This is a genomic window from Nonomuraea sp. NPDC003214 (genome assembly GCF_053590035.1).
In genome coordinates this window covers 294,015-316,321 of record NZ_JBSFSX010000002.1, presented here as the reverse complement: position 1 = coordinate 316,321, position 22,307 = coordinate 294,015, and the positions used below count along the sequence as shown (strand labels likewise).

At 71.7% G+C, this 22,307-nt stretch carries 20 protein-coding genes; 4 read left to right on the top strand and 16 right to left on the bottom strand.

Annotated features, from left to right (window positions below; genetic code table 11):
* The first annotated feature begins 70 nt into the window (after positions 1 to 70).
* Entirely contained in the window at positions 71 to 781 is a 711-nt protein-coding gene (locus tag ACWDXC_RS06410) for a FadR/GntR family transcriptional regulator (protein WP_219510550.1), read from the top strand.
* Between the two features lie 36 nt (positions 782 to 817).
* Here ACWDXC_RS06410 and ACWDXC_RS06405 read toward each other — a convergent pair whose 3' ends face one another.
* The 8 genes from ACWDXC_RS06405 to ACWDXC_RS06370 are packed head-to-tail and all read right to left on the bottom strand — an operon-like array spanning position 818 to position 9,289.
* Positions 818 to 1,831: a DUF2804 domain-containing protein gene (locus tag ACWDXC_RS06405; RefSeq protein WP_449978689.1), complete on the bottom strand. Its 1,014-nt coding sequence runs from the start codon at positions 1,829 to 1,831 to the stop codon at positions 818 to 820.
* A gap of 11 nt (positions 1,832 to 1,842) precedes the next feature.
* Positions 1,843 to 3,246 (bottom strand): NAD-dependent succinate-semialdehyde dehydrogenase, encoded by a 1,404-nt coding sequence (locus ACWDXC_RS06400; protein ID WP_449978687.1) that lies wholly within the window; start codon positions 3,244 to 3,246, stop codon positions 1,843 to 1,845.
* Positions 3,239 to 3,904 carry a GntR family transcriptional regulator gene (locus ACWDXC_RS06395; RefSeq protein WP_219510553.1) on the bottom strand — a complete coding sequence of 222 codons (666 nt, stop codon included), beginning with the start codon at positions 3,902 to 3,904 and terminating at the stop codon, positions 3,239 to 3,241. Before ACWDXC_RS06395 ends, ACWDXC_RS06400 begins: the two co-directional genes overlap by 8 nt.
* A gap of 13 nt (positions 3,905 to 3,917) precedes the next feature.
* Positions 3,918 to 5,078: a mandelate racemase/muconate lactonizing enzyme family protein gene (locus ACWDXC_RS06390; protein WP_449978684.1), complete on the bottom strand. Its 1,161-nt coding sequence runs from the start codon at positions 5,076 to 5,078 to the stop codon at positions 3,918 to 3,920.
* Positions 5,079 to 5,085: 7 nt separating this feature from the next.
* Positions 5,086 to 5,904, bottom strand: a complete 819-nt coding sequence (locus ACWDXC_RS06385; protein ID WP_364176320.1) for a carbohydrate ABC transporter permease — start codon at positions 5,902 to 5,904, stop codon at positions 5,086 to 5,088.
* Positions 5,898 to 6,773 (bottom strand): carbohydrate ABC transporter permease, encoded by an 876-nt coding sequence (locus ACWDXC_RS06380; RefSeq protein ID WP_308126029.1) that lies wholly within the window; start codon positions 6,771 to 6,773, stop codon positions 5,898 to 5,900. Before ACWDXC_RS06380 ends, ACWDXC_RS06385 begins: the two co-directional genes overlap by 7 nt.
* Before the next feature lie 5 nt (positions 6,774 to 6,778).
* Positions 6,779 to 8,137, bottom strand: coding sequence for an ABC transporter substrate-binding protein (locus ACWDXC_RS06375; RefSeq protein ID WP_449978681.1), 1,359 nt, complete (start codon positions 8,135 to 8,137; stop codon positions 6,779 to 6,781).
* Positions 8,138 to 8,164: 27 nt separating this feature from the next.
* Positions 8,165 to 9,289 carry a zinc-binding dehydrogenase gene (locus ACWDXC_RS06370; RefSeq protein WP_449978679.1) on the bottom strand — a complete coding sequence of 375 codons (1,125 nt, stop codon included), beginning with the start codon at positions 9,287 to 9,289 and terminating at the stop codon, positions 8,165 to 8,167.
* Between the two features lie 112 nt (positions 9,290 to 9,401).
* Between ACWDXC_RS06370 and ACWDXC_RS06365 the strand changes: the two genes are divergently transcribed.
* The gene (locus tag ACWDXC_RS06365; RefSeq protein ID WP_449978677.1) at positions 9,402 to 10,250 is read left to right on the top strand and encodes a DUF4429 domain-containing protein; all 849 of its coding nucleotides are present in this window, start codon (positions 9,402 to 9,404) and stop codon (positions 10,248 to 10,250) included.
* Here ACWDXC_RS06365 and ACWDXC_RS06360 read toward each other — a convergent pair.
* Positions 10,219 to 11,871, bottom strand: a complete 1,653-nt coding sequence (locus ACWDXC_RS06360; protein ID WP_449978674.1) for a catalase — start codon at positions 11,869 to 11,871, stop codon at positions 10,219 to 10,221. The two genes, ACWDXC_RS06365 and ACWDXC_RS06360, sit on opposite strands and share 32 nt — an antisense overlap.
* A gap of 86 nt (positions 11,872 to 11,957) precedes the next feature.
* On the bottom strand, positions 11,958 to 13,244 hold the full coding sequence (locus ACWDXC_RS06355) for an FG-GAP repeat domain-containing protein (protein WP_449978671.1): 1,287 nt from the start codon (positions 13,242 to 13,244) through the stop codon (positions 11,958 to 11,960).
* A 104-nt stretch (positions 13,245 to 13,348) separates the two neighbouring features.
* On the opposite strand from ACWDXC_RS06355, the gene ACWDXC_RS06350 reads away from it, so the two are divergent.
* The gene (locus ACWDXC_RS06350) at positions 13,349 to 13,693 is read left to right on the top strand and encodes a hypothetical protein (protein ID WP_219510563.1); all 345 of its coding nucleotides are present in this window, start codon (positions 13,349 to 13,351) and stop codon (positions 13,691 to 13,693) included.
* 200 nt (positions 13,694 to 13,893) lie between these two features.
* Positions 13,894 to 15,117, top strand: a complete 1,224-nt coding sequence (locus ACWDXC_RS06345; protein ID WP_449978668.1) for a cytochrome P450 — start codon at positions 13,894 to 13,896, stop codon at positions 15,115 to 15,117.
* Positions 15,118 to 15,132: 15 nt separating this feature from the next.
* Here the strand turns inward: ACWDXC_RS06345 and ACWDXC_RS06340 are convergent, their stop codons facing one another.
* The 6 genes from ACWDXC_RS06340 to ACWDXC_RS06315 form a co-directional block, all read right to left on the bottom strand.
* Complete coding sequence (locus ACWDXC_RS06340) at positions 15,133 to 15,831, bottom strand: ABC transporter ATP-binding protein (protein ID WP_449978665.1); 699 nt, start codon at positions 15,829 to 15,831, stop codon at positions 15,133 to 15,135.
* A complete protein-coding gene (locus ACWDXC_RS06335; RefSeq protein WP_449978662.1) occupies positions 15,831 to 16,583 on the bottom strand; it encodes an ABC transporter ATP-binding protein in 753 nt (250 codons plus the stop codon). The genes ACWDXC_RS06340 and ACWDXC_RS06335 overlap by 1 nt, the downstream gene beginning before the upstream one ends.
* Positions 16,580 to 18,127 (bottom strand): branched-chain amino acid ABC transporter permease, encoded by a 1,548-nt coding sequence (locus ACWDXC_RS06330; RefSeq protein WP_449978659.1) that lies wholly within the window; start codon positions 18,125 to 18,127, stop codon positions 16,580 to 16,582. The genes ACWDXC_RS06335 and ACWDXC_RS06330 overlap by 4 nt, the downstream gene beginning before the upstream one ends.
* A complete protein-coding gene (locus tag ACWDXC_RS06325; RefSeq protein ID WP_449978656.1) occupies positions 18,124 to 19,035 on the bottom strand; it encodes a branched-chain amino acid ABC transporter permease in 912 nt (303 codons plus the stop codon). The genes ACWDXC_RS06330 and ACWDXC_RS06325 overlap by 4 nt, the downstream gene beginning before the upstream one ends.
* Positions 19,036 to 19,038: 3 nt before the next feature.
* Positions 19,039 to 20,280 carry a branched-chain amino acid ABC transporter substrate-binding protein gene (locus tag ACWDXC_RS06320; RefSeq protein ID WP_449978654.1) on the bottom strand — a complete coding sequence of 414 codons (1,242 nt, stop codon included), beginning with the start codon at positions 20,278 to 20,280 and terminating at the stop codon, positions 19,039 to 19,041.
* Between the two features lie 126 nt (positions 20,281 to 20,406).
* Positions 20,407 to 22,185, bottom strand: coding sequence for a protein kinase domain-containing protein (locus ACWDXC_RS06315; RefSeq protein WP_449978651.1), 1,779 nt, complete (start codon positions 22,183 to 22,185; stop codon positions 20,407 to 20,409).
* Positions 22,186 to 22,307 lie beyond the last annotated feature (122 nt).

Here is a 22,307-nt window from a genome sequence, read left to right as displayed (position 1 = left end):
CGAGGCCTGGTTGCGGTCAACAGGAGGTTTCCGGAATGTTACGCACCAGTCCGCAGAGAAGGGATCTTTCATGACCACTGCCCCGCGCTCACGGCTCAGCCGTGCCGTCGAGGCCCAGGAGGGCGTCAAGGAGCTCATCCTCAAGCGCGGGCTCAAGGCGGGCGACCCCCTGCCCACCGAATCCGAGCTGATGGAAGAACTGCGCATCAGCCGCAACTCGGTCAGGGAAGCGCTGAAGGCCCTGCAAGCCGTCGGCATCGTCGACATCCGCCACGGCTTCGGCATGTTCGTCGGCCGCATGTCGCTCGCCGGGTTAGTCGACGAGCTGACCTTCCACAGCCGCATCACGCTCCAGAACGGCCGCAACGCCCTGGCCAACCTCATCGAGATCCGCGAGATCCTCGAAGTCGGCCTGGTCCAGCGGCTCATCGACCTGGGCGACGCCGCCGACCTCACCGCCGTCGCCGACGTCATGGCCCGCATGGAGGCCGAAGCGCTGGTGGACGACATCTCCCCCGAGACCGACCGGCTCTTCCACGACCTGCTCTACCGGCCGCTCGGCAACCCCGTCGTCAGCCAGCTCCTCGGCGCGTTCTGGGACGTCTACCACCAGTTGCGCGACCATCTCGGCGCCCCGGACGAGTCCCCCGCCGACGTCGCCCGCCGCCACCGCGACATCTACGTCGCGGTCCAGGCGGCCGACAAGCCGGCGGCGGTCACGGCCGTCATCGCCCACTTCGACGGCGTCCGCAACCGCCTGGCCCGCCTCACCCTCACCTGACCCCCGCCCCCGGCCTCCCCTCGGCCGGGGGTGTCGTCACCAGCGCCGGTAGACCTCTTCGGCCCATCCGTACAGGCCGGAGATCTCCACGACCTCGCCGTCGTCGGCCACGACCGTGCCCCGGTAGTGGCCGAACGCCTGGGCCTCCCGGGTGCGCATGTAGAGGGCGCGCTTGATGTCGGCCTCGCGGACGTGCTCGGGGACGAACTCCAGGTCCACCCGGTCACCGGTGATGCGCCACGGCGCGTTCCAGTCGGTGGTGTCGTAGCGCCAGACCAGCTCCTCGCTGATCTTGTGCACCCGGCCGTCGAGGATGAGCGCGTTCTCGACGCTGCCGGTGCCGTCGGTCCACTTGCCGCCGAGCTGCACGGCCACGTCCCGGCCGCCGGGGCGGCCCGAGGCCGCGCCCCAGTTCCACAGGATCTCGCCGGGCCAGCGGCCCCGGCCGAGGTCGAGCGTGGCCAGCGCGTCGCCCGCGCCGAACGCGTACGTCCTGCCGTTGACGCGCACGGTGCCCTCGGCGGGACGGCCCACGTCCTTGACCGTGTACTGGAAGCGGCGGGTGCTCCACGGCACCACCAGCGACAGGCTCTCGCGGCCCGGCACCCGGTGCACGAGCAGGTCGGCCTCCATCTCGGCGGACTTCAGCCGCAGCCGGGTGCCGTCGGCCGTCTCGTCCACGCTGATCCGCACCGGACCCGCGCCGATGCGGACGCTGCCCTCGCCGCTGCGCGCGGAGAACGACACGCCCCGGGCCGGGACGAGCAGGCCCTTGCTGGTCACCTGCTCGCCGGTGCGGCGGTCCAGGAAGAACGCCGACTCGCCCGCCAGATAGTCGAGGCTGCTGGCACTGAACGCGAACACCTGGCCGGGACTGGTCACGCACCAGTAGTCCCAGCGCATGGTGCGGCCCCAGCCACGGATGTTGGCGCGGTGCAGCGGGGTGCGGCTCCAGCCGACGGCGGCGGGGTTGAGCCGCCCGTCGGGCAGGCACAGGTCGACCCGGCTGGTGATCTCGCGCTCGGCGACCGCGCGCGGGCTCGTGTTCATCGTGCTCTCCGTCATCGCCCCAGCCCGATGCTGAGGTACTTGTACTCCAGGTAGTCGGCCACCCCGTGGTGCCCGCCCTCGCGGCCGTAGCCGCTGCTCTTCACGCCGCCGAACGGCGCCTGCGGCGGCGCGAGCGGCCCGCCGTTGACGGTGACCATGCCGAACTGCAGCTCCTCGGCCACCCGGACGGTCCTGCTCAGGTCGTTGGTCCACACATAGGCGGTCAGCCCGTACGGGGTCGCGTTGGCGCGTTCGACGACCGTGTCGCAGTCGTCGAACTCCAGCACCGGGGCGACCGGCCCGAACGTCTCCTCGCGGCAGACGAGCATGTCCTCGGTGACGCCGCCGAGCACGGTCGCCGGGTAGAACGTTCCAGCGCCGCCGGGGCGGACCCCGCCCGTCAGCGCCTTCGCGCCGTGGGCCAGGGCGTCCTCGACGTGCCTGGCGACCTTGGCGACGGCCCGTTCGTCGATGAGCGGGCCCAGCTCGGCGGCCTCGGCCTGCCGGACGAGCTCGGCGGTGAAGGCGGCGCTCAGCGAGGAGTGCACGAAGATCCGGTTGGGCGAGGTGCACGCCTGGCCGGCGTTGAGGAACTTGCTGCGGGCCACGGCCCGCGCGGCGGCGACCGGGTCGGCGTCGGGGAAGACGAGCACGGGCGCGTGCCCGCCGAGCTCGACGCTGAGCCGCTTGACGTCGTGGGCGCTCTGCCTGATCAGCTCCCTGCCGACCTCGGTGGAGCCGGTGAACGACACCTTGCGCACGCGCGGGTCGGCCATCACGGCGGCCCCGAACGCGGCCGGGCGCGACGTGGTGACCAGGTTGAACACGCCCGGCGGCAGCCCGGCGGCGACGAACGCCTCGGCGACGGCGACGGCCGACAGCGGGGTCAGCTCGGCGGGCTTGAGCACGACCGTGCAGCCCGCGGCGAGCGCCGGGCCGAGCTTGCGCGTGATCATCGAGACGGGGAAGTTCCACGGCGTGATGCCGGCGACCACGCCCACGGGCTCGGGCAGCAGCCAGATCCGGTTGTCGGCGTGCGCGCCCGGCACGGTCTCACCGTAGAGACGGCGGGTCTCCTCGGCGGCCCACAGCAGGTGGTCGGCGCCGGACAGCACCTCGCCGGTCGACTCGGCGAGCGGTTTGCCCTGTTCGGCCGTCATGACGGCGCCGATCGCGCCGGCGCGGGCCGCCAGCTCCCGGGCGGCGGCGCGCATGAGGTCGGCCCGCTCGTGCGCGGGCATGGCCCGCCAGCCCGGCAGCGCGGCGCAGGCGGCGTCGATCGCCTGCCCGGTCAGCTCCGGGCCGCAGTCGGCGACCTCGGCCAGCGGCTCGCCGGTGGCGGGCGCGTAGACGGTGAACGTGCCGCCGGCCTCCCGCCACTCGGCCCCGATGAGCGCCCGTCGTGTGTCAGCCATGTGTCTCCTGGATTCCTTCGATCAGCGCCTTCATGGCGGCCATCTCGTGCGCGTGCTGCAGCTCGCTGGCCAGCGAGATGTCGCCGGCCACCAGGGCGTTCCTTATGGCGACGTGCTCGGCGTGCGACTCGGGCAGCCGCCACGGGACCAGGCGGAAGCCGCGCTGGGCGGTCTCCGTCCTGGCCCACAGGCCCTGCAGCATGCGGTGGGTGAGCTTGCTGTTCTCGGTGTCGCACAGCAGCGAGTGGAAGCGCCGGTTGAGCCGGGCGAACGCGGCCACGTCGCCCGCGCCGACGGCGATCTCGCACTCGGCGAGCACCGCGTCGACCTCGGCCAGCCGCTCGCCCGCCAGCGGGCGGCCGTCCAGCTCCAGCGCGAGCGCGGTCAGCGCGGCCCGCACGCTGTAGAGCTCGCGCACGTTCTCGACGGTGAACGCGGCGACGACGGCGCCCACGTGCGGGCGTTCGACCAGCCACTCCTCCGAGCAGAGCTGCTTGATGGCCTCGCGCACGGGCGTCTCGCTGATGCCGACCGCCTCGGCCACCACCCGGGTGGTGATCTTCGTGCCGGGAGGCGCCTCACCGGTCATGATCAGGTGCTTGATGTGCTCGGCGGCCAGATCCGCCTTGGTGCGGAACGGGGAACGCGATTCGGCCATGGTGGGGAGCCCTTCAGACCCGCTGGACGGTGAGCGGCTCGATCGCCGCATGATCAAGCTCTACACCGAGTCCGGGTACTTCCGGAACGGCTACGAGACCGGAGGAATCGGGCAGCAGCGGTTCGGTCAGCATGGCATGGAACACCTCCGGGACGATCACCGGCGGATCGTAGGGGTACTCCAGCCAGTCGCAGTTCGGCAGCGAGGCGCAGAGCTGCAGGTTGCCGGCCACGCCGAGGCCGGTGGCCCAGGCGTGCGGGATCACCTTGCGCTGCCGGGCGGCGGCCATCGCGCCGAAGTCGCGCAGCGCGCCGATCTCCTCGCTCTCGTTCGCGTCCGGCTGGAAGATGTCGAAGCAGCCGTCCTCCAGCATGCGCACGAGCTGGCCGATGCCGCGGTTGTGCTCGCAGCCCGCGATCGGGATCGGCGAGGCGGCGGTCAGCTCGCACAGCGTGCGGTAGTCGTGCCGGGGCAGCGGCTCCTCCAGCCAGGCGACGCCGAGACCGGCCAGCTCCCTGGCCGTGGTGAGCGCCCGGTCGTAGTCCCAGATCAGCCGGGTGCCGTCGGGGGCGTAACGCCAGCGGGCGGCGGCCTGGTTGGCGTCGACCATGAGGGCCACGCCGGGGCCGACGGCCTCGCGCACGGCGGCGACCTGGGCCACGTCCTCGGCGATGGTCTTGGCGTGGACGCGCAGCTTGATGCCCTGGAACCCTTCGGCGACGGCCTTGAGGCTGTCCTCGACCCGCTGCTCGGGGGTGCGGACTTCGCCGAAGCTCGCGTAGGCGCGGACGGCTCCCGCGTGCCCGCCCCACAGCTTGTACAGCGGCTGCCCGCAGGCCTTGCCGACGGCGTCCCACACGGCGACGCCGACGACCCACGGCCTCGGGAAGACGTACTCGGCCACGTACCGCAGCCGGTTGGCGACGTGCGTGGTGGCGAAGGCGTCCAGGCCGACGAGCTGCGGCCGGATCCAGCCGCGGATCGCCTCCAGCAGCATCGGCCCGGTGCCGTGGCCCATGTCGCCGCCGGACACGCCGACGATGCCCTCGTCGGTCTCGACCTCGACGATGACGGCCGACATGGCCCGGTGCGCGCCCTCCGGCGCCCACGACGGCACGAACGGCCGGGGGTAGGGCAGCTCGATGACGCGAGCGCGCACGTCTGTGATCCTCATCGGCCCATCACCCCTTGGTCGCGCCGTCCGCGAGACCCTTGATCAGGTACTTCTGCACGAGCAGCGCGAACACCACGACGGGCAGCACGGTCAGCACGCCGACCGCGGCCAGCGGCCCCCACATCCCGCCCTTCTCGGTGTCGGCCGCGATGCCGGCGATCGCCACCGGGATGGTGACCGCCCTGTCGTTGGTGAGGATGAGCGCGAACAGCAGCTCCTCCCAGGCCAGGATGATGCAGAAGATCAGCGTCGAGACCAGCCCGGTGATGCTCGTCGGCACGATGACGCGGAAGAACGCGCCGAACCGGGAGCACCCGTCGATCATCGCGGCCTCCTCCAGCTCCTTGGGCAGGCCGCGGAAGAACGCCCGCATCAGCCACACCACGTACGGCACGAGGAAGGTCACGTACGCGAGGATGACGGTGATGTACTGGTCGGTGAGCCCGAGCTTCCTGGCGACCAGGAACAGCGGCACGACCAGCGCGATCGGCGGCACCGCACGGGAGGCGAGGATGAGCCCGCCGACGACGCCGGCGCCGCGCATCCTCATCCGCGACAGCGCGTAGCCGGCCATCGAGCCGGCGATCATGGAGATGGCCGACGCGCCCACCGCGATGATGATCGTGTTGACGATCCGGGGCAGGATGCGCGCCTGGTGGAAGTAGCTGACGTAGTTGTCGAGCGTGAACTCGCTGAGCCACCGGGGCGGCACCGTGAAGATGTCCTTGGGCAGCTTGAACGAGATGCTCACCATGTAGAGGACGGGGAACAGGAAGGCCAGCGTCACCAGGATCGCCCCGGCGATGGCCGCGTACCTTCTCACCATCGGTTCTCCAGACGCCGGCTCACGCGGAACAGGACAAAGGTGATGAGCATCGTGACGACGAGCACGATCGTGGCCATCGAGGACGCCGAGCCGAACTCCAGGCTCCTGAACCCCTTCTCGTAGATGTAGAGGTTGACCACGTTCGTCGCGTTGCCCGGCCCGCCCTTGGTGGCGGCCAGCGCGATGTCGAACATCTTGACCGCGCCCAGCCAGCGCACCACGAACGCCGCCGCCATCACCGGCACGAGCAGCGGCAGCGTCACGTGCCGCAGCGTGGCCCACCGGCCGGCGCCGTCGGACTTGGCCGCCTCGTACACGTCGCCGGGCAGCGCCATGATCCCGGCGGAGGCGATCAGCACCACGAACGGCGTCCACCGCCACGTGTCGATGATGATCACGCTGGCCATCGCGAGCACCGGGTCGCCGATCCACTCGACGGGCCCGATGCCGACCAGCCCGAGCGTGTAGTTGACCACGCCCCAGAGCGGGTCGAGCAGCATCCGCCAGACGCCGCCCGCGACGACCGGCGCCACCACCATCGGGATGAGGAACAGCGCCCGCAGCACCCCGCGCCCCCGCCAGGGCACGTTCAGCAGGAACGCGATCGCGAACCCGAGCACCATCTGCAGCGGCAGCGCGATCACCAGGTAGACGGCCGTGACCCGCAGCGACTCCAGGAAGCCGGGGTCGTTCAGCACCGCCTCGTAGTTGCGCCAGCCGACCCAGCCCGTCGGCTGGAAGGTGGCCAGGTCGAAGTCGGACATGCTCACCCAGAGCGTGTAGAAGATCGGGTAGAGCAGCATGCCCGCCAGCAGGACCAGGGCCGGGGTGAGGAAGAGCCAGGCGGTGCCCGGCTCTCCCAGCCTCACGCGTCTCACTGGCCGTAGCCCTTGGTCTTCAGCAGCTCGGTGATCTCCTTCGCGGCCTGGTCGATCGCCTGCTGGGAGGTCGCCTGGCCGGACATGGCCCGGCTGGTCTGCAGCGCCAGGATCTGCTGGACGGCGTCGGACTCGGGCAGCCTGGGCCGCCACATCTGGCCCTTGCTCGCGACCTCGTAGCCGTCCTTGAGCGCCTTGTAGACCGGCCCGGCCCACTCGGCGGGCGGGGTGCCGTCGAGGGTGGAGTTACGCGCCGGGAAGGTGCCGAACTCCTTGCCGACGAACTGCTCGCCCTGCTTGGAGGTCACCCACTGCAGCCACGTCCAGGCGGCGGCCGGGTGCTCGGACTTCTTGGAGATGCCCGCCGACCAGATGCCGCGGTGCGCGCCGGGCCCGGCGGTGCCCGCGGGCATCGTGGTGATGCCGACCTCCTCGGGGGTCAGCGTGGTGGTCTCCTTGTCGACGGCCGTGCCCTTGAAGACGCTGCCCCACATGAACATGGTGGCCGTCTTGCCCTGCCGGAACGCCTCCAGCGGCTCGTTGAACTGGTAGGTGGAGGCCCCGGGAGGCGCGTACTTGAGCATGTCGACCTGCGTCTGCAGCGCCTTGACCCCGGCCTCGCCGGCGAAGGCGACCTGCATCTTGTCGTCGAGCAGCTTGCCGCCGTTGGAGTTGAGCACGGTCTGCCACACGGTGGGGGTCAGCGGGTCCTTGGTGAAGTACGTGCCCACGGCCCACGAGTCGGTCTTGCCGTCGCCGTCGGTGTCCTGGACGAGCTTCTGGGCGTCCGCGAAGTACTGCTCCCAGGTGGTCTCGGCGGTCGGCTCGGCGACCCCGGCCTTCTTGTAGAGCGACTTGTTGTAGAACATCAGCAGCAGGTTGGAGCGGACGGGCACCGCGTACTGCTTGCCCTCCCACTCCCCCGCGGCGAGCGGCGTCGCGTGGAAGTCGGCCCAGTCATACTCGGGGTCGTTCCACTTGGCCAGCTCCTGGCCCTTGAGGTCGTAGAGGGCGCCGGTCTTGGCGAGCTGCGGGATCCACGGGTCGTCGGCGAGCACCGCGTCGTAGGTGGCGGTGGTGCCGGTCAGCTCCAGCATGGTCTTGGCGAGCTGGTCGTTGTACGGGATGCCGTCGATGGTGACCTTGATGTTCGGATACTTCTTGTTGAACTCCGGCACGAGCTTGTCCTGCCACTGCTTGGCGAACGCGTCGTTGGCGATCACGCGGATCGACACGGGCTGCTGCGCGGTGCCGAGCCCGCCGCCGTCTGCCGGGACCTCCTCGGCCGGCGAGCCGCAGGCCGCGACGGCCAGACCGAGCACGGCTACGGCCGCGACCAGGCGGGTGCTTTTCAAGACTTCTCCTCCGGGGGAAATGGGGGTTTACGCGGTGGGGTCGATCGCGAGCTTGACGACGTCCCTGCCGTCGAGGGCGTAGCCGCCGCCGAGGGCTTCGAGCGCCTCGCGGACCCTGCCGAGCGGCAGGCGGTGGCTCACCACCTGCTCGTACGGCCTGCCGCCGCGTTCGAGGATGGTCAGCGCCTCGTGGTAGCGGCGCTGCATGTCGGGGCCGGCGCCGTACACGCCGGCGATCGTGATGTCCCGCTTCAGAAGGTCGCTGTACGGGTTGAAGGGGATGGCGCCGCGGTCGGTGAAGTTGCCGAGTTCGGCGAGCACGCCGCCGTCGGCGACCAGGCCGAGCGCTTCGGCGAACGCCTCGGGCGAGCCCGCGGTGCCGATGACGGCGTCGGCGCCGTCGCGGCCGAGAGCGTCGAAGATCTCCTGGCGGCGCTTCTCGGGGCCGTCGCCGAGCCCGACCACGGCGTCGGCGCCGAGGCGGGCGGCCAGTTCGAGCCGGGCGCCGGGCGCGCCGACGGCGACGATCCGGGCGGCCCCGGCGGTGCGGGCGGCGGCCACGGCCATCAGGCCGATCGCGCCGGCGCCCTGGACGACGACGGTGGAGCCGATCCGGATCGCGGAACGTTCCACGCCGTGCAGCGCCACGGACAGGGGCTCCTGCAGCACCGCCACCTCGGGGGGCAGGCCGGTCCGGTAGAACACGGTGCCCGCGTTGGAGGCGTACAGGTGGGTGGCGAAGCCGCCGGTGAGGTGCGGCGGCTGGTCGGCGGGCGAGGCGAAGCCGTAGGAGGGGCGGCGGTCGGGGCAGTTGCCGGGCCGGCGCCGCACCTGGCAGTCGTAGCACCGGCCGCAGCTCAGGGACGGGAAGACGCCGACGCGGTCGCCGACCGACACCGGCCGGCCGGCGTGGTCGGTGGTGACGCCTTCGCCGAGGGCGGCGAGGGTGCCGACGATCTCGTGGCCGAGCAGCGCGGGGAAGCGCACGCTGGCCAGGCGGCCCCGGTAGATGTGCGCGTCGGTGCCGCACATGCCGCAGAGCTCGACCTTGAGGACGAACTCCCCGGGGCCGGGGCGGGGCAGCGGGTAGTCGCGTACGTCCACCGGTCCCGCGACGTCGGTGACGATCGCCGCGTGTGCCGTCGCGTCCATCCACCGCCTCCACATTCTGCTTTCTATAGAATGCAGCAGACGTTAGTTTGTGGTGTTTTGGCCGGTCAAGGCTTGTTATCGGAATGTTTTCTGGCCCACTACGCTGGAGGACATGGCGGAGATGGCAGTCCCCGACGGGGCGTGGACGTTCGACGGAGAGACGGTCCGGATCGTGCCCGGCAGCGGCCGCGAGGTGCACGAGCTGCGCAAGGCGCTCGGCGAGCTCGTCGTCCCGCTGGAGGCCGTCGCCGGGGCGACGTTCGAGCCGTCACGCAAGGGCGGCCACCTGCGCCTGCGGCTGCGCCGGGGCGCCGACCCGCTGACCGACGTGGTCGCCGGCTCGCTGACCGCCCCCGCCGACCCCTACCGCCTGGCCGTTCCCAAGGGCCGCACCGGCGCCGCCGAATACTACGCCGACGAGATCCGCGACGCGCTCGCCGCGTGGCAAACGCCCAGCGGGCCGACGGACGACTACCTGCTGCCCGGCCCCGACGTGCCGATCAGCGCGTCCGCCGGTGACGGCACCGTCGCCTTCGACGGCGAGCGCGTCCGCATCGAGTGGACCGCCTTCGCCAGCACCGCCAAGGACGAGGCCGGCCCGCAGGAGTTCCCGCTGACCGACCTGGTGGCCGTGGAGTGGAAGCCGCAGTCCGGCCTCGGCTACGGCACCCTGCGCTTCCGCGCCAAGGGCGACGGGCCGGACAAGCAGCCGCAGAAGGACCCGCGCTGCATCTCGTGGGGAGTGCAGCGCTTCGGCGGCACGACCGCGCTGGTCGCCGCCGCCGTGCACGCCCGCATCCCGCGCGGCGTCGCCGAGCTGCCCCCCGCCCCGGCCCCGGCGGGCGAGGTGGACGTGGTCCTGCGCCACCTCGCCGAGCTCGGCGAGCTGCACCGCTCCGGCGTGCTCAACGACGAGGAGTTCGCCTCGGCTAAGCAGGCCCTGCTGCGCCGCCTGGAGTGAACCGCTCGTCCGGCACGCAGTGCGTCATCTTCAGCCCGGTCACGTCACGCGGCCCGTTCCTGCCCAGCTTGGCCAGCCGGTCCCGGTCCTCGTCGGTCAGCTCCTGCTTGGGCAGCGGCTCCAGCCCGGCCACGTCGTCCGGCGTGATGCCCAGGCCCTCGCCCACGCGCAGCCCCAGGTCGTCCTCCACCAGCAGGAAGTGCCACACCATGCGCTCCTGGATGCGCCGGTCGCACTGCTTGAGCTGGGTGACGAAGTTGTCCACCAGGTCGTCGCGCTCCCACTCCTCCATCAGCAGGTAGCGCTGCCCGGCCTGCACGTAGTCGTTCGTGCGCGGGATGCGCCTGCGGGTGAGCCGGCCGGTGATGACCGGGCCCTCGATGTCCTCCGTCGGGTACTCGGCCTCGCGCAGCCCGCCCACCAGCGACGGCTCGTAGTTGATGTGCGGCGACTCGCCGCCGGTGTCGACGAAGTACGTCATCTGCCCGTCACGCTGGTTGGTGCGGATGCTCGCGTTCTTCGCCTGGTTGACCGGGAGCTGCAGGTAGTTGGGGCCGACCCGGTAGCGCTGGGTGTCGCTGTAGGAGAACGTCCGCCCGACCAGCATCTTGTCGTCGGAGAAGTCCAGCCCGTCGACCAGCACGCCGGTGCCGAACGAGATCTGCTCGTTCTCGGCGAAGTTGTTGTCCACGTTGCGGTTCAGCACCATCCGGCCCACCGGCCGCGCCGGGAACTCGTTCTCCGGCCACACCTTGGTGTCGTCCAGCGGGTCGAAGTCCAGCTCGGGGTGCTCGTCGTCGCTCATCACCTGCACGAGCAGCTCCCACTCCGGGTGGTCGCCGCGCTCGATCGCCTCGTGCAGGTCCTTGGTCGCGTGCCCCAGCTCGGTCGCCTGGATGATCGCCGCGTCGGCCGCTGTCATGCTGCGCACGCCCTGCTTGGGCATCCAGTGATACTTGACCAGGAACGACTCGCCCTGCTTGTTGGTCCACTTGTACGTGTTCACGCCGAAGCCCTGCATGTGCCGGTAGTCGGCCGGGATGCCGCGCGGGCTGAACAGGTTGACCAGCATGTGCATGCACTCGGGCGTCTGCGACATGAAGTCGAAGATGCGGTTCGGCTCCTGGCGGAACGTCACCGGGTCCGGCTTGAGCGCGTGGATCACGTCGGGGAACTTGATCGCGTCCCGGATGAAGAACACCGCCAGGTTGTTGCCCACCAGGTCCCAGTTGCCGTCCTCGGTGTAGAACTTGACGGCGAACCCGCGCGGGTCGCGGGCCGTCTCCGCCGAGTCACGGCCGCCGATCACCGTGGAGAAGCGCACCGCGAGATCCGTGCGCTTGCCCGGCTCCTGGAACAGCTTGGCCCTGGTGTAGCGGCTGACCGGCTCGTCGCCGATCTTCCCGTACGCCTCGAAGAACCCGTAGGCGGTGGTCCCCCGCGCGTGCACCACCCGCTCCGGGATGCGCTCGCGGTCGAAGTGGCTGATCTTCTCCAGGAACTGGTAGTTCTCCAGCGTGGCGGGCCCTCGCGCGCCCACCGTCCGCTGGTTCTGGTTGTCGTAGACAGGGTGGCCCTGCCGGTTCGTCAGCACTTCGCGACGGTCACCAACGTCACTCATGTCACCGTTTCCTCTCCTCGGATGACCCCTTTCCCGCCCTGCCCTCAAGCCGCCGTGCGACACCGGCAAAGACTTCGCCCCTCCGGTCAGCCGCCCTTGCCCGCCAGGTCGAACACCTGCAGCGTCGCCCCCGTGCCGTCCACGCGCCAGAAGCGGGCGCGGCCCGGGCCGCCCTGCCAGACGCGGATCACCTCGGCCCGGCCGTCGCCGTCGTGGTCGCCCACCGACCACGTCCTGATCGAGCCGCGCTCCCAGTCCTTGAGCCGCTTGCCCGCCGGGCCGCGCTCGGGGCCCCGATGGCTGAACGACAGGCCGGGGCGGCGCACGCCCGCCGGGGAGCCGGTGAGGATCTCGGCCCCGCCGACGACCCTCGCGTGCATGCCGATGACCTCGCCGGAGACCAGGTCGTCCAGGCCGTCGCCGGTCAGGTCGCCGGCGTGCAGGCTGCCCCGGACGCCGTCGAGCACCTGCGGCTCGCGGTCCGCGCCGCCGTAGAAGACACGGGTGATGCTCTCGACCGACGGGTCCTCCGTCTCCATGCCGGGCTCGTTGTTGCGGGCCCCGCTGTCGCCGATCGCCACGTCGCGGCGGCCGTCGCCGTCGAAGTCGCCGAACACCGCCGAGCTGCCCGTGGCCACCTCGCGGAAGTCCTCGCCGGTCAGCAGCCAGGCGTGAGCCTGCTCGCCGTCGTCGGGCCCGTACACGACCAGGTCCGGCCCGTACGGATCGGTGACCATCCTGCCGGGCCACTCGCCCTCGGGGAGCGGGCGGCCGCTCCGGCGGGCGGGCTCGCCGGACCTGGTGAACGGGCCGTGCAGGCGGACGAGCCTGCCGCCGGTGCCGTCGGGACGCGACGTGGTCGCCAGCAGGTCGGCGGCGTCGTCGCCGTCGAGGTCGGCCACGCCGGAGTGACTCCCGTACGGCAGGACGGCGGCCGGGCCCCGGCCGCCCCAGAAGATCATCAGGGACCGGTCGGGGATGACGACGTCCGCGCAGCCGTCGCCGTCGAGGTCGGCGAACTGCGGGGGCGCCTCGCCGGACATGGCGCCGTCACCGGCGACGTACGCGGTGGCCGGGTCGAGCCCGCGCGCCGACCCGTGCACCACCACGAGCTGGGCCCGCTCCCGCCAGTCGGCGCCCGTCCGGACGAACGCCAGATCGGCGTAGCCGTCACCGTTCACGTCACCGGGTTCGGCCTTGCCGGAGCACCGGGGCCGCGACGGCGGCGCGGCAGCCGGGGTCATCGAGATCGGCACGGGCTCCGGTGCGGACTCCGGCGTGGGCGGGGGTGTCGGCGCGGCGGGGCCCGGCCCTGCGGCGGCGCACCCGGCGAGCATCGACGACACGAGTAAGACTCCGAGCTTTCTCGCCATGGCCGCCCACTATGCCGCATCCGGCCGAGCAGCGCCCTGACACGGAATGTAAGTGTACGATTACTCTCTGTGTCCGATGTTGTTACTCCGTGAAGGGGAAAACCATGCGTTCGCACTCCGCTCTGGCCGCCGCCGCCGGCGCCCTCATGCTGGTCCTGGCGGTTCCCGGCTCCGCCTGGGCCGCCACGGGCCAGTTCCGCTACTCGTACCAGACCGCCGACGGCTACGACGCCGTCGGCTTCATCAACAACCCGCCGAGCCGGACGTGCATCGACATCCAGGGCGCCGGCTCCGACGGCACGTCGGCCGCCTACGCGCCCAAGAACCTGACCGACGCGACGGCCACCGTCTTCCTGGAGCGCGGCTGCGCGGGCGACGTCTACTACAGCCTGCGCCCCGGCGCGGGCGCCTCGGACCGCCTCCTGGTGCGCTCCGTCGTCTTCTCCTGACCCCGGCACCGAAGAACCCCGGCACGAAAGAACCCCGGCTCGGCGACCCGAGCCGGGGTTCCGCGCGTCTCCGGCCGACAGGCTGCGCTACCGGCGGAGGTAGCGCAGGCGGGATGGATCATGCCGCGCTCGCGCTGACAGGCTCGATCCGGTCGGCGGGCTCGGCGGAGCCCGCTCGCGATGGAGATCAGGGGGATCAGATGCGCGACCTCACACGGGACATCGACAGCTTGCCTTTCCTCGACGTGTACTCCGCTGACTACGTCTCGGACCCGCTGGGCATGATCGAGGCGCTCGGGCCGGGCGTTCCCGTCGCCCGGAGCCCGCGCGGGGTGGAGTTCCTCAGCTACGACCTGGCGCGGGCGCTGCTGCGTGACGAGCGGTTCACGGTGGGCTTCGCCGAGCTGCTCACCGCCTGCGGACTGAATCCGGGCGATGTCGCGTACCGCTACAGCGTCGCGAACACGGCGGCGCTCGAAGGCGAGGCGCACCGGCGCCAGCGCCGGCTGCTGGGGCCGCTGCTCGGCCCGGTGGTGATCGAGCGGTCCCGGGGCGTGGCACGCCTGATCGCCGCCGGGCTGCTCGACAGCCTGGCAGGCGACGAGTTCGACTTCGCCAAGGCCGTCGCGCCCCACGTGCCGGCCGCGTACTTCTGCCATCTCATCGGCGCGCCCGCCGAGGACCACGAGCTGGTCGCGGCCTGCTCGGACATGCTGCTCAAGGCGTTCCGCGCCGATCCCCGCCATCGTGACGAGATCGAACGCGGCGCCCGCACGCTGGTCGGCTACACCCGCGCCCACATCGAACGCCGGCGCGCCGAGCCGGGCGACGACGTGCTCTCCCAGCTCCTCCTGGCGGAGCGGCGGGGCGAGACGACCACGGAGGAGATCCTCGAAATCCTCTTCACGCTGCTGACGGCCAGCACGGACAACACGAGCGCGGCCCTCTCGCACACCGTCATGGCGCTCGCCGCGCATCCGGACCAGTGGCGCCTGCTGCGCGAGGACCCCACGCTGATCCCGAGCGCGGTGCAGGAGAGCCTGCGGGCGCGTCCGAACGTCTGGTCGGACCCGAGGCTCGGGAGCGCGGACCAGGAGTTCGCCGGGCTGGCGATCCCCTCGGGCACGTGGCTGTTCGCCTCGGTGATCGCCGCCAACCACGATCCGTCGGTCTTCACCGACCCGAAGCGGTTCCGGATCGGCCGTACGCATCCGAGACCCGTGCTGAACTTCGGCTCCGGGCGTCACGCGTGCCTGGGACGCCTGATCGCGCTCGTCGAGATCGAGGAGACCGTGCGGCTGCTCGTCGAGCGGTTCGCGAAGATCGAGGTCACCGGGCCGGTCGTGCGGGACGGGCAGCCGCACGGCGACTTCGTGCGCGCCCTGCCCGTCCGCCTCACACCGGCCCGCCCCGGCACGCGCTAGAGACGGCCGCCGCGGTCAGCCGAGGTAGGCGGCGCGGACGCGCGGGTCGGCCAGCAGGTCCGTGCCCGGCCCGGACATGGTGGTCCGGCCGAGGTCGATGACGTAGCCGTGGTCGGCCAGCATGAGAGCGGCCAGGGCGTTCTGCTCGACCATGAGGATCGTCGTCCCCTGGTTCCGGAGCAGGGCGATGGTGTCGAGGATGCGCCGGATCATGATGGGCGAAAGCCCCATGGTGGGCTCGTCGAACATGAGCAGCGCCGGCCGGGCCATCATGGCGCGGCCGATGGCCAGCATCTGCTGCTCGCCTCCGGAGAAGAGGCCCGCCCGTTGCGTACGGCGTTCCCCCAGGACGGGGAAGAGGTCGTAGACGCGGGCCATGTCCTTCGCGACGTGGCGGTCCCGGCGCAGGTGGCCGCCCAGGCGCAGGTTCTCCTCGACGGTCATGCCGGCGAACAGGCGACGCCCCTCGGGACAGTGCGCGACGCCGGCGGCGAGGACGGCGTGCGCCGGCAGGTGGTGGATGGGGCGGCCCCGGAGCCGGATCTCGCCCCGGTGCGGGCGGAGCAGGCCCGACACGGCCTTGAGCACGGTGCTCTTGCCCGCGCCGTTGGTGCCGACGAGGCAGACGATCTGCCCCTCCTGGACGGTGAAGCCGACGTCCTTGACCGCCTCGATCGCGCCGTACGCGACCGCGAGTCCGTTCACTTCGAGCATCAGGCCGCTCCTAGGTAGGCGTCGATGACGCGCGGGTCGGCGCGCACGGTCTCCGGCGGCCCGCTGGTCAGCAGGCGGCCGCGCACGAGCACGTGGACGTGGTCGCAGAGGGAGAAGATGAACCTGGTGTCGTGCTCGATCACGACCACGGAGATCCCGCGCCGGCGGATGGCGTCGATCAGGCGGCTGACGGCGGCCGTCTCGGTGGCGTTCATGCCGGCGGTCGGCTCGTCGAGCATGAGCACCGACGGGTCGCCCGCCAGCGCCCTGGCGATCTCCAGGCGCCGCTGGTCCCCGTACGCCAGGCTGCGGGCGGGGGCCTGACCGGCCGGGTCGAGCCCGACGAAGGCCAGCTCGGCGCGGGCGCGTTCGACGGCCTCCCTCTCGCTCCTGCGGAACCCGGGGCCGTGCAGGAGCGCGTTCAGCAGGCTCTGCCTGATCCGGGTGTGCCGGCCGACGAGCACGTTGTCGAGGATGGACATCTCGGGGAACAGGCGGATGTTCTGGAAGGTGCGCGCGATGCCGCCGCGGGCCGCCTCGGCGGCGTCGGCCACGAGCGGCCGCCCGTTCAGCACCACCTGTCCGGACGTGGGAGCGTACAGGCCCGTCAGGCAGTTGAAGAGGGTGGTCTTGCCGGCGCCGTTGGGGCCGATCAGCCCGACCACGCCGCCGTCGGGCACGGTGAGCGAGACGTCGTCCAGCGCGAGGAGGCCGCCGAAGGACATGAACAGGCGCTCTGCGACGAGAGTCATGAGGACACCAACCCCTTGGGCCGGAAACGCATGATGAGGATGAGGGCGAGCCCGAAGAGCATCAGCCGGTAGTCGCTGAACTCGCGCAGCTTCTCCGGCAGCACGAACAGCAGCGAGGCGCCCACGAGCGCGCCGGGCACCGTGCCCATGCCGCCGAGGATCACCGCGGCCAGCAAGGTGACCGATTCGCTGAAGTCGAAGCTCTCGTAGCCGACCGTGCCGAGCTTGTGCGCGAAGACCGCGCCCGCCAGGCCCGCCAGCGTGGCGCCGACCAGGAAGGCCAGGATCTTGGCCCGGCCGGTGCGCACGCCCATGGCCCTGGCGACGTCCTCGTCCTCCCTGATCGCCAGCCAGGCCCGGCCGGTGCGGCTGTGCTTGAGGTTGGCCAGGACCGCCATCGTGCCGGCGACCAGGAGCACGGTCAGCGCGTAGTAGAGGAAGCCGGCGGGCAGCCCGCCGACCGGCTGGTCGAAGCCCTGCCCGAAGAGGGTGATCGGCGGGATCCCCGGGATGGAGTTGGCGCCGCCGGTCAGCCCGCCGATGTCGTTCTGCGCGGCCCGGAAGAAGATCTCGCCGAACGCGAGCGTCACGATCGCCAGGTAGTCACCCCGCACGCGCAGGGTGGGCGCGCCCACCACGACGCCGAGCAGGCCCGCCACCACCGCGCCCGCGAGCGCCGCGACCGGGAAGGACACCACGTGGGCCAGGTTCGCGGCGGTGAAGGCGCCGATGCCGAGGAAGGCCACGTAGCCGAGGTCGAGCAGTCCTGCCAGGCCCACGACGATGTTGAGCCCGATCGCGGTGGCCGCGTAGATGCCGATGGTGGAGGCCACCGTCATCCAGTAGCCGGTTCCGGCCTCGGTGAGCGGCAGGAGCATGGCGCAGGCCAGCAGGACGGTGAGGCTGAAGGCCCGGTGCCGTTCGGCCAGGGCCGAGAGCCAGGAGAGCACCCCGTACGCGGACAGGATGCCGAACAGGCCGACGGCGAATCCGAGGAACGACAGGAACTCGGCCCCTCCGTGCGGGTTGGTCGCCCGGCTCTGCCCGCCCGCCGTCAGCATCGCCGACACCGCCCACAGCAGGGCGGCGAAGGCCGCCACCAGGATCGGCCAGGCCAGCGCGCGGGACGGAAGCTTCCACGTGGGGGCCGGTTCCCTCCGGCCCAGCCAGATCAGCAGGGCGCCGCCGGCCAGCGTCACCGGACCGCCGAACGACAGGACGCCGAGCGCGGCCAAGAACGCGGTGTGGACGAGCGCGATGACGGCCGCGCCCGCGCCCGCGGCCCGGCTCACACGGGGCAGCAACGCGGCCAGCCCCAGGAGCAGCAGGTGCAGGCGGAAGCCGGTGACCAGGTGCGGGGCGTCGAAGAACTGCAGCGTGGCCAGGCCGGGATAGGCGCCGCCGGGGATGACGGCCGACGCCCACGGCGACAGCGTCCCGAGCAGCACGAGCGCGGCGCCCGGCGCGGAACGCCAGACGGAGCGCGGCTCGCGCGGGGACGGCGCTTCGGTGACCGGGCGGTCCCGGACGAAGGAGGACGTCATGCCCGCACCCTCTCCGGCCGGCCGAGGAAGCCCTGCGGGCGGAACATCAGGACCAGGATCAGCAGTGCGAAGACCCACACGTAGTCGTACTGGGCGCCGCCCCAGGCGTACTGGCCGGCCAGTGACTTCACCAGGCCGATGGAGAGCGCGCCGAGCATGGCGCCGCGGATGCTGCCGATGCCGCCGAGCACGGCCGCGGTGAAGGCGAAGATGCCGTTCTGGAAGCCGATGGCGGTGTCGATCTGCGTGTAGTGGATGCCGTACAGGACGGCGCCCACCCCCGCGAGCGCCGCGCCCAGGACGAACGTCGCCAGGATCACCCGGTCCGGGTCGATCCCCATGAGCCGGGCGGTCTCGGGGTCCTGGGCCGTGGCGCGCATGGCGCGTCCCAGGCGGGAGCGCTCCACGTACAGGTGCAGCGCGGCGGCCAGCAGGGGGGCGACGGCGAGGGCCAGCACGCCGGTCCACAGGACCGTCACCGGCCCGAGCACCAGGTGCCCGTCGTGGAAGGCGCGCGGGAAGGCCAGCGGCGCTGTGGCGCCGGGGTAGAAGACCCGCACCACCTCCTGCAGCAGGATGGACACCCCTAGCGCGGTGATCAGCGGCGCCAGCTTGTGCGCGCCGCGCAGCGGCCGGTACGCCAGCCTCTCCACCGCGACCGCGACCGCCACGGAGACGGCCACCGCCGTCACGCACATGACCGGCAGCGCCGTGTACCAGGGCGTGTCCGCGGGCAGCAGACGCAGGGAGACGAAGTGCGCGCCGAACGCGCCCACCATGAACACCTCGCCGTGAGCGAAGTTGATCAACTGGACGATGCCGTAGACCATCGTGTAGCCGAGCGCGATCAAGCCGATCAGCGCACCCAGCACCAGACCGTTGACGATCTGCTGCGCCAGAGTGGACACGGCTTACTTCGCCTCGAACTGGTCACTCAGCACGTCCTTCCACGCACCGGACGTGACCTTGTACACGGTGAACATCTTGTTGACGCTGTCGCCGTACTGGTCGAATCCGATCGTGCCGTTGGCGCCCGAGTCGGTCCGGTACTCCTGGACCTGCCTGATCAGCTCGGCGCGCTGGTCGAGCCCGCCGTTCCAGCCGCCGCTCGCGGTCACCTCGCCGGCCGAGGCGACGATGACGTTGGCCGCGTCGAAGGCGAAGGCCCCGAACCCGCCGTACCCGTCGGAGAAGCCCTTCTTCTTGTACGCGTCCACGAACGCCTTGCCGCTGTCCAGCTTGTCGATCGGCGCGCCGACAGAGGTGGCGACGTCGCCCTCCTTGCCGCCGAGCGCGATGAACTGGGGGTCGAACAGGCCGTCGGTGCCCGAGACGGGCACGTTCAGCCCCAGGTCCCTGGCCTGCTTGCTGAGCGGGCCGGCCACGTGGTACTCCGAGCCGACGAAGATCGCCTCCGGGTTCAGCGTCTTGACCTTGGTCAGCACGCTGGAGAAGTCGCTGTCGTTCTCGTTGACCTTCTCGCGGATGACGATCTGGGCGCCGAGGCGTTCGGCCTCCTTGGCGAACTCCGTCGCGCTGCTCTCACCCACGGCCTTGCCGTCGGTGATGATCGCCAGCTTCTTCTTCCCCTCCTTCTGCACCATGTAGCGGGCGTTGAAGGGGCCCTGGAGGTCGTCGGTGCCGACGACGCGGAAGTAGTTGCCGTACTGCCGTTTCGGCGCGGTGGCGAAGTCGGCTCCCCTGGACAGCACCGGGTCGGTGTTGCCCGGCGAGATGAGCAGCAGCTTGGCGGCGGCGATCTTCGGCTGGATCGCCCGCGCCACGCCCGAGTTGTACGAGCCGACGACTCCCACGACGTTGGGGTCGTCGGCGAAACGCTGGGCCGCCGCGGCGCCCTTGTCCGGGTTGGCCTCGTCGTCCTGCGCGTCCATCGCGAGCTGGTATCCCTTGACCGCGCACGCCGCGTTGGCCTGGTCGACGGCGAGCTGGACCGAGTTGCGGATGCCGAGCCCGATCGCCGACAGCTTGCCCGACATCGGCGCGATCACGCCGACGACGAGCGTGCCCTTGCTCGTGTCGCACCCCCCGGCGCTCCCGGCCGTCTCGGTCTTGCCCGCCGCGCACGCGCTGGTTCCCGTGGCCGCGACGACGGCCAGCAGCGCGGACAGCACGCCGGTGGTCTTGCTCTTCAACGCAGACTCCCTCGTTCCCCTGCATCCCGACACCCCGTCGGACCGGAGGGACGCTAGAGTCCTCGGCTGTCCACGCGACAGACCCATTCACTGCCCGAAAACTGTCCGGTGAGGGACGGCCCCGGCTCAGCCGAGAGCGGACCAGTCGCGGATGGGCCTCGGCCCTGTCACCACCGAGTCCTCGTAGGCGACGTCGGTGACGCGGATCTTCATGTACCGGGCGCCCGAGAACACCCAGTAGTCGTTCGCCTCGCCCGGCACCGGCAGCATCTCGTCGATGCCCTGCCTGAACGCCGGGACCTTGTGGAACGTGCCGGGCCAGCCGTCGAGCCGCGCCGGGCCGCGGGTGATCTCACCGCCGGGGCCCTCGCCGTCCAGCCTGGCCCGGACGTACCGGTCTCCGGAGAACACCCAGTACTGCTCCGGGTCGTCCGGGGTGCGCACCACCGCGTCGATGCCGTCGTCGGCGAGGTCGCCGAACGCGTCCGCCCAGTCGCCGAGGGGTCGCGGCCCTGCCACCAGCGTGTCGTCGTACGCCTGGTCGGGGCCCGCCAGGCGGATGCGGACATACTCGCGGCCGGAGAAGACCCAGTACTCGTCGGGGGAGCCCGGGACCCGCAACGTCGCGTCGATCCGGTCCCGGAACGCGGGCAGGTCCTCGAACGTGTCGTCCCACGTGCGGAGCGGCGTGGCGGCTCGCAGGATCTCGCCTATCGGGTAACCCCGGGTGGAGAGACGGGCCCGGACGTAGCGGTCGCCGGAGAACAGCCAGTAGCCGCTCGGGGCGTTCAGCTCGGGGTCGTCGGGGACGGGCATCACCGCGTGGACGCGCCGCAGCGGCTCGGCGGCCGTGGCGCTGGGGGCGGCGGACGGACTGGCGGGCTGGGTGGCGGGCGGGGTGGCGGGCTGGGTGGCGGGCTGGGTGGCGGGGCTCGTCGTCGCCGCCGCGGCGGCGGGGGTGTCGTCCGGGGCGCGGTTCGTGAGCGCGACGGCGGCCACGGCGGCCGTGAGCACGACGGCGGCCGCGATCGCCACCAGGCCGGGCAGCCGGCGGCGCGGCACGGCGCGGGATCGGCGTCGCGGATGGGTCGGCAGGTCGGGCACGGTCGGCGTCGTCGAGGCGAAGGGCCGCAGCATCGCGCTCGCCTCCGCGATGGACGGGCGGTGGGCCGGATCCTTGCGGAGCAGGGCTTCGAGCAGCGGGGTCAGCGGCCCTGCGGCGGGCGGGAGGTCCGCCGCCTCCTGGGCGATGGCGTGCAGCACCCCGGCGGGCTCCGGCCGGGCGAACGGGGACCGGCCCGACACCAGCACGCACAGGGTGACGCCGAGCGAGAACAGGTCGCTGGGCGGCCCTCCGGGCTGTCCGCGAAGCCGCTCCGGGGCGATGTACTCGAGCGTCCCCACCACCGCGTCGGTCTCGGTGAGCGAGTCGGTCCCGGTCAGCGCCGCGATGCCGAAGTCGCACAGGACCACCCTGCCGTCGCGGCGCAGCAGGACGTTGGCCGGTTTGACGTCCCGGTGCAGCGCGCCGGCGGCGTGCACGGTCTCCAGCGCGGACAGCAGTTGCAGGCCGATCGTCGCGGCGTCGGCCGGGCTCATCGGACCGGCGGCGGCGAGGTGGTCCTTCAGCGAGGGGCCGTCCACGTACTCCATCACCAGCCACAACCGCTCGTCGTGGATGAGGAGGTCGTGCACGCCGAGGACGTTCGGGTGCGAGATCCGGGCGATGACCTGGGCTTCCCGGTGGGCCCTGGTGAGCTGGGCGGCGCGGGTCTGGCCGGTCGTCCGGAGGTGCATCTCCTTCACCGCCACCGTGCGGCCGAGGAGTTGATCGGTCGCCCGCCACACGGTGCCCGTGCCGCCGCTGCCGAGCTGGTCCAGCAGTACGTACCGTTCAGAAAGCACGCGTGGTCCCCCGAGGTCGAAGATCGCCGTATGCCCCCATCTTCGGCCATTCCCGGGCGTCAGGCGGCTCGGATTGCCCAGGCGAATGGCTGCTGACTGCCACAATTCATGATTAATTCCTG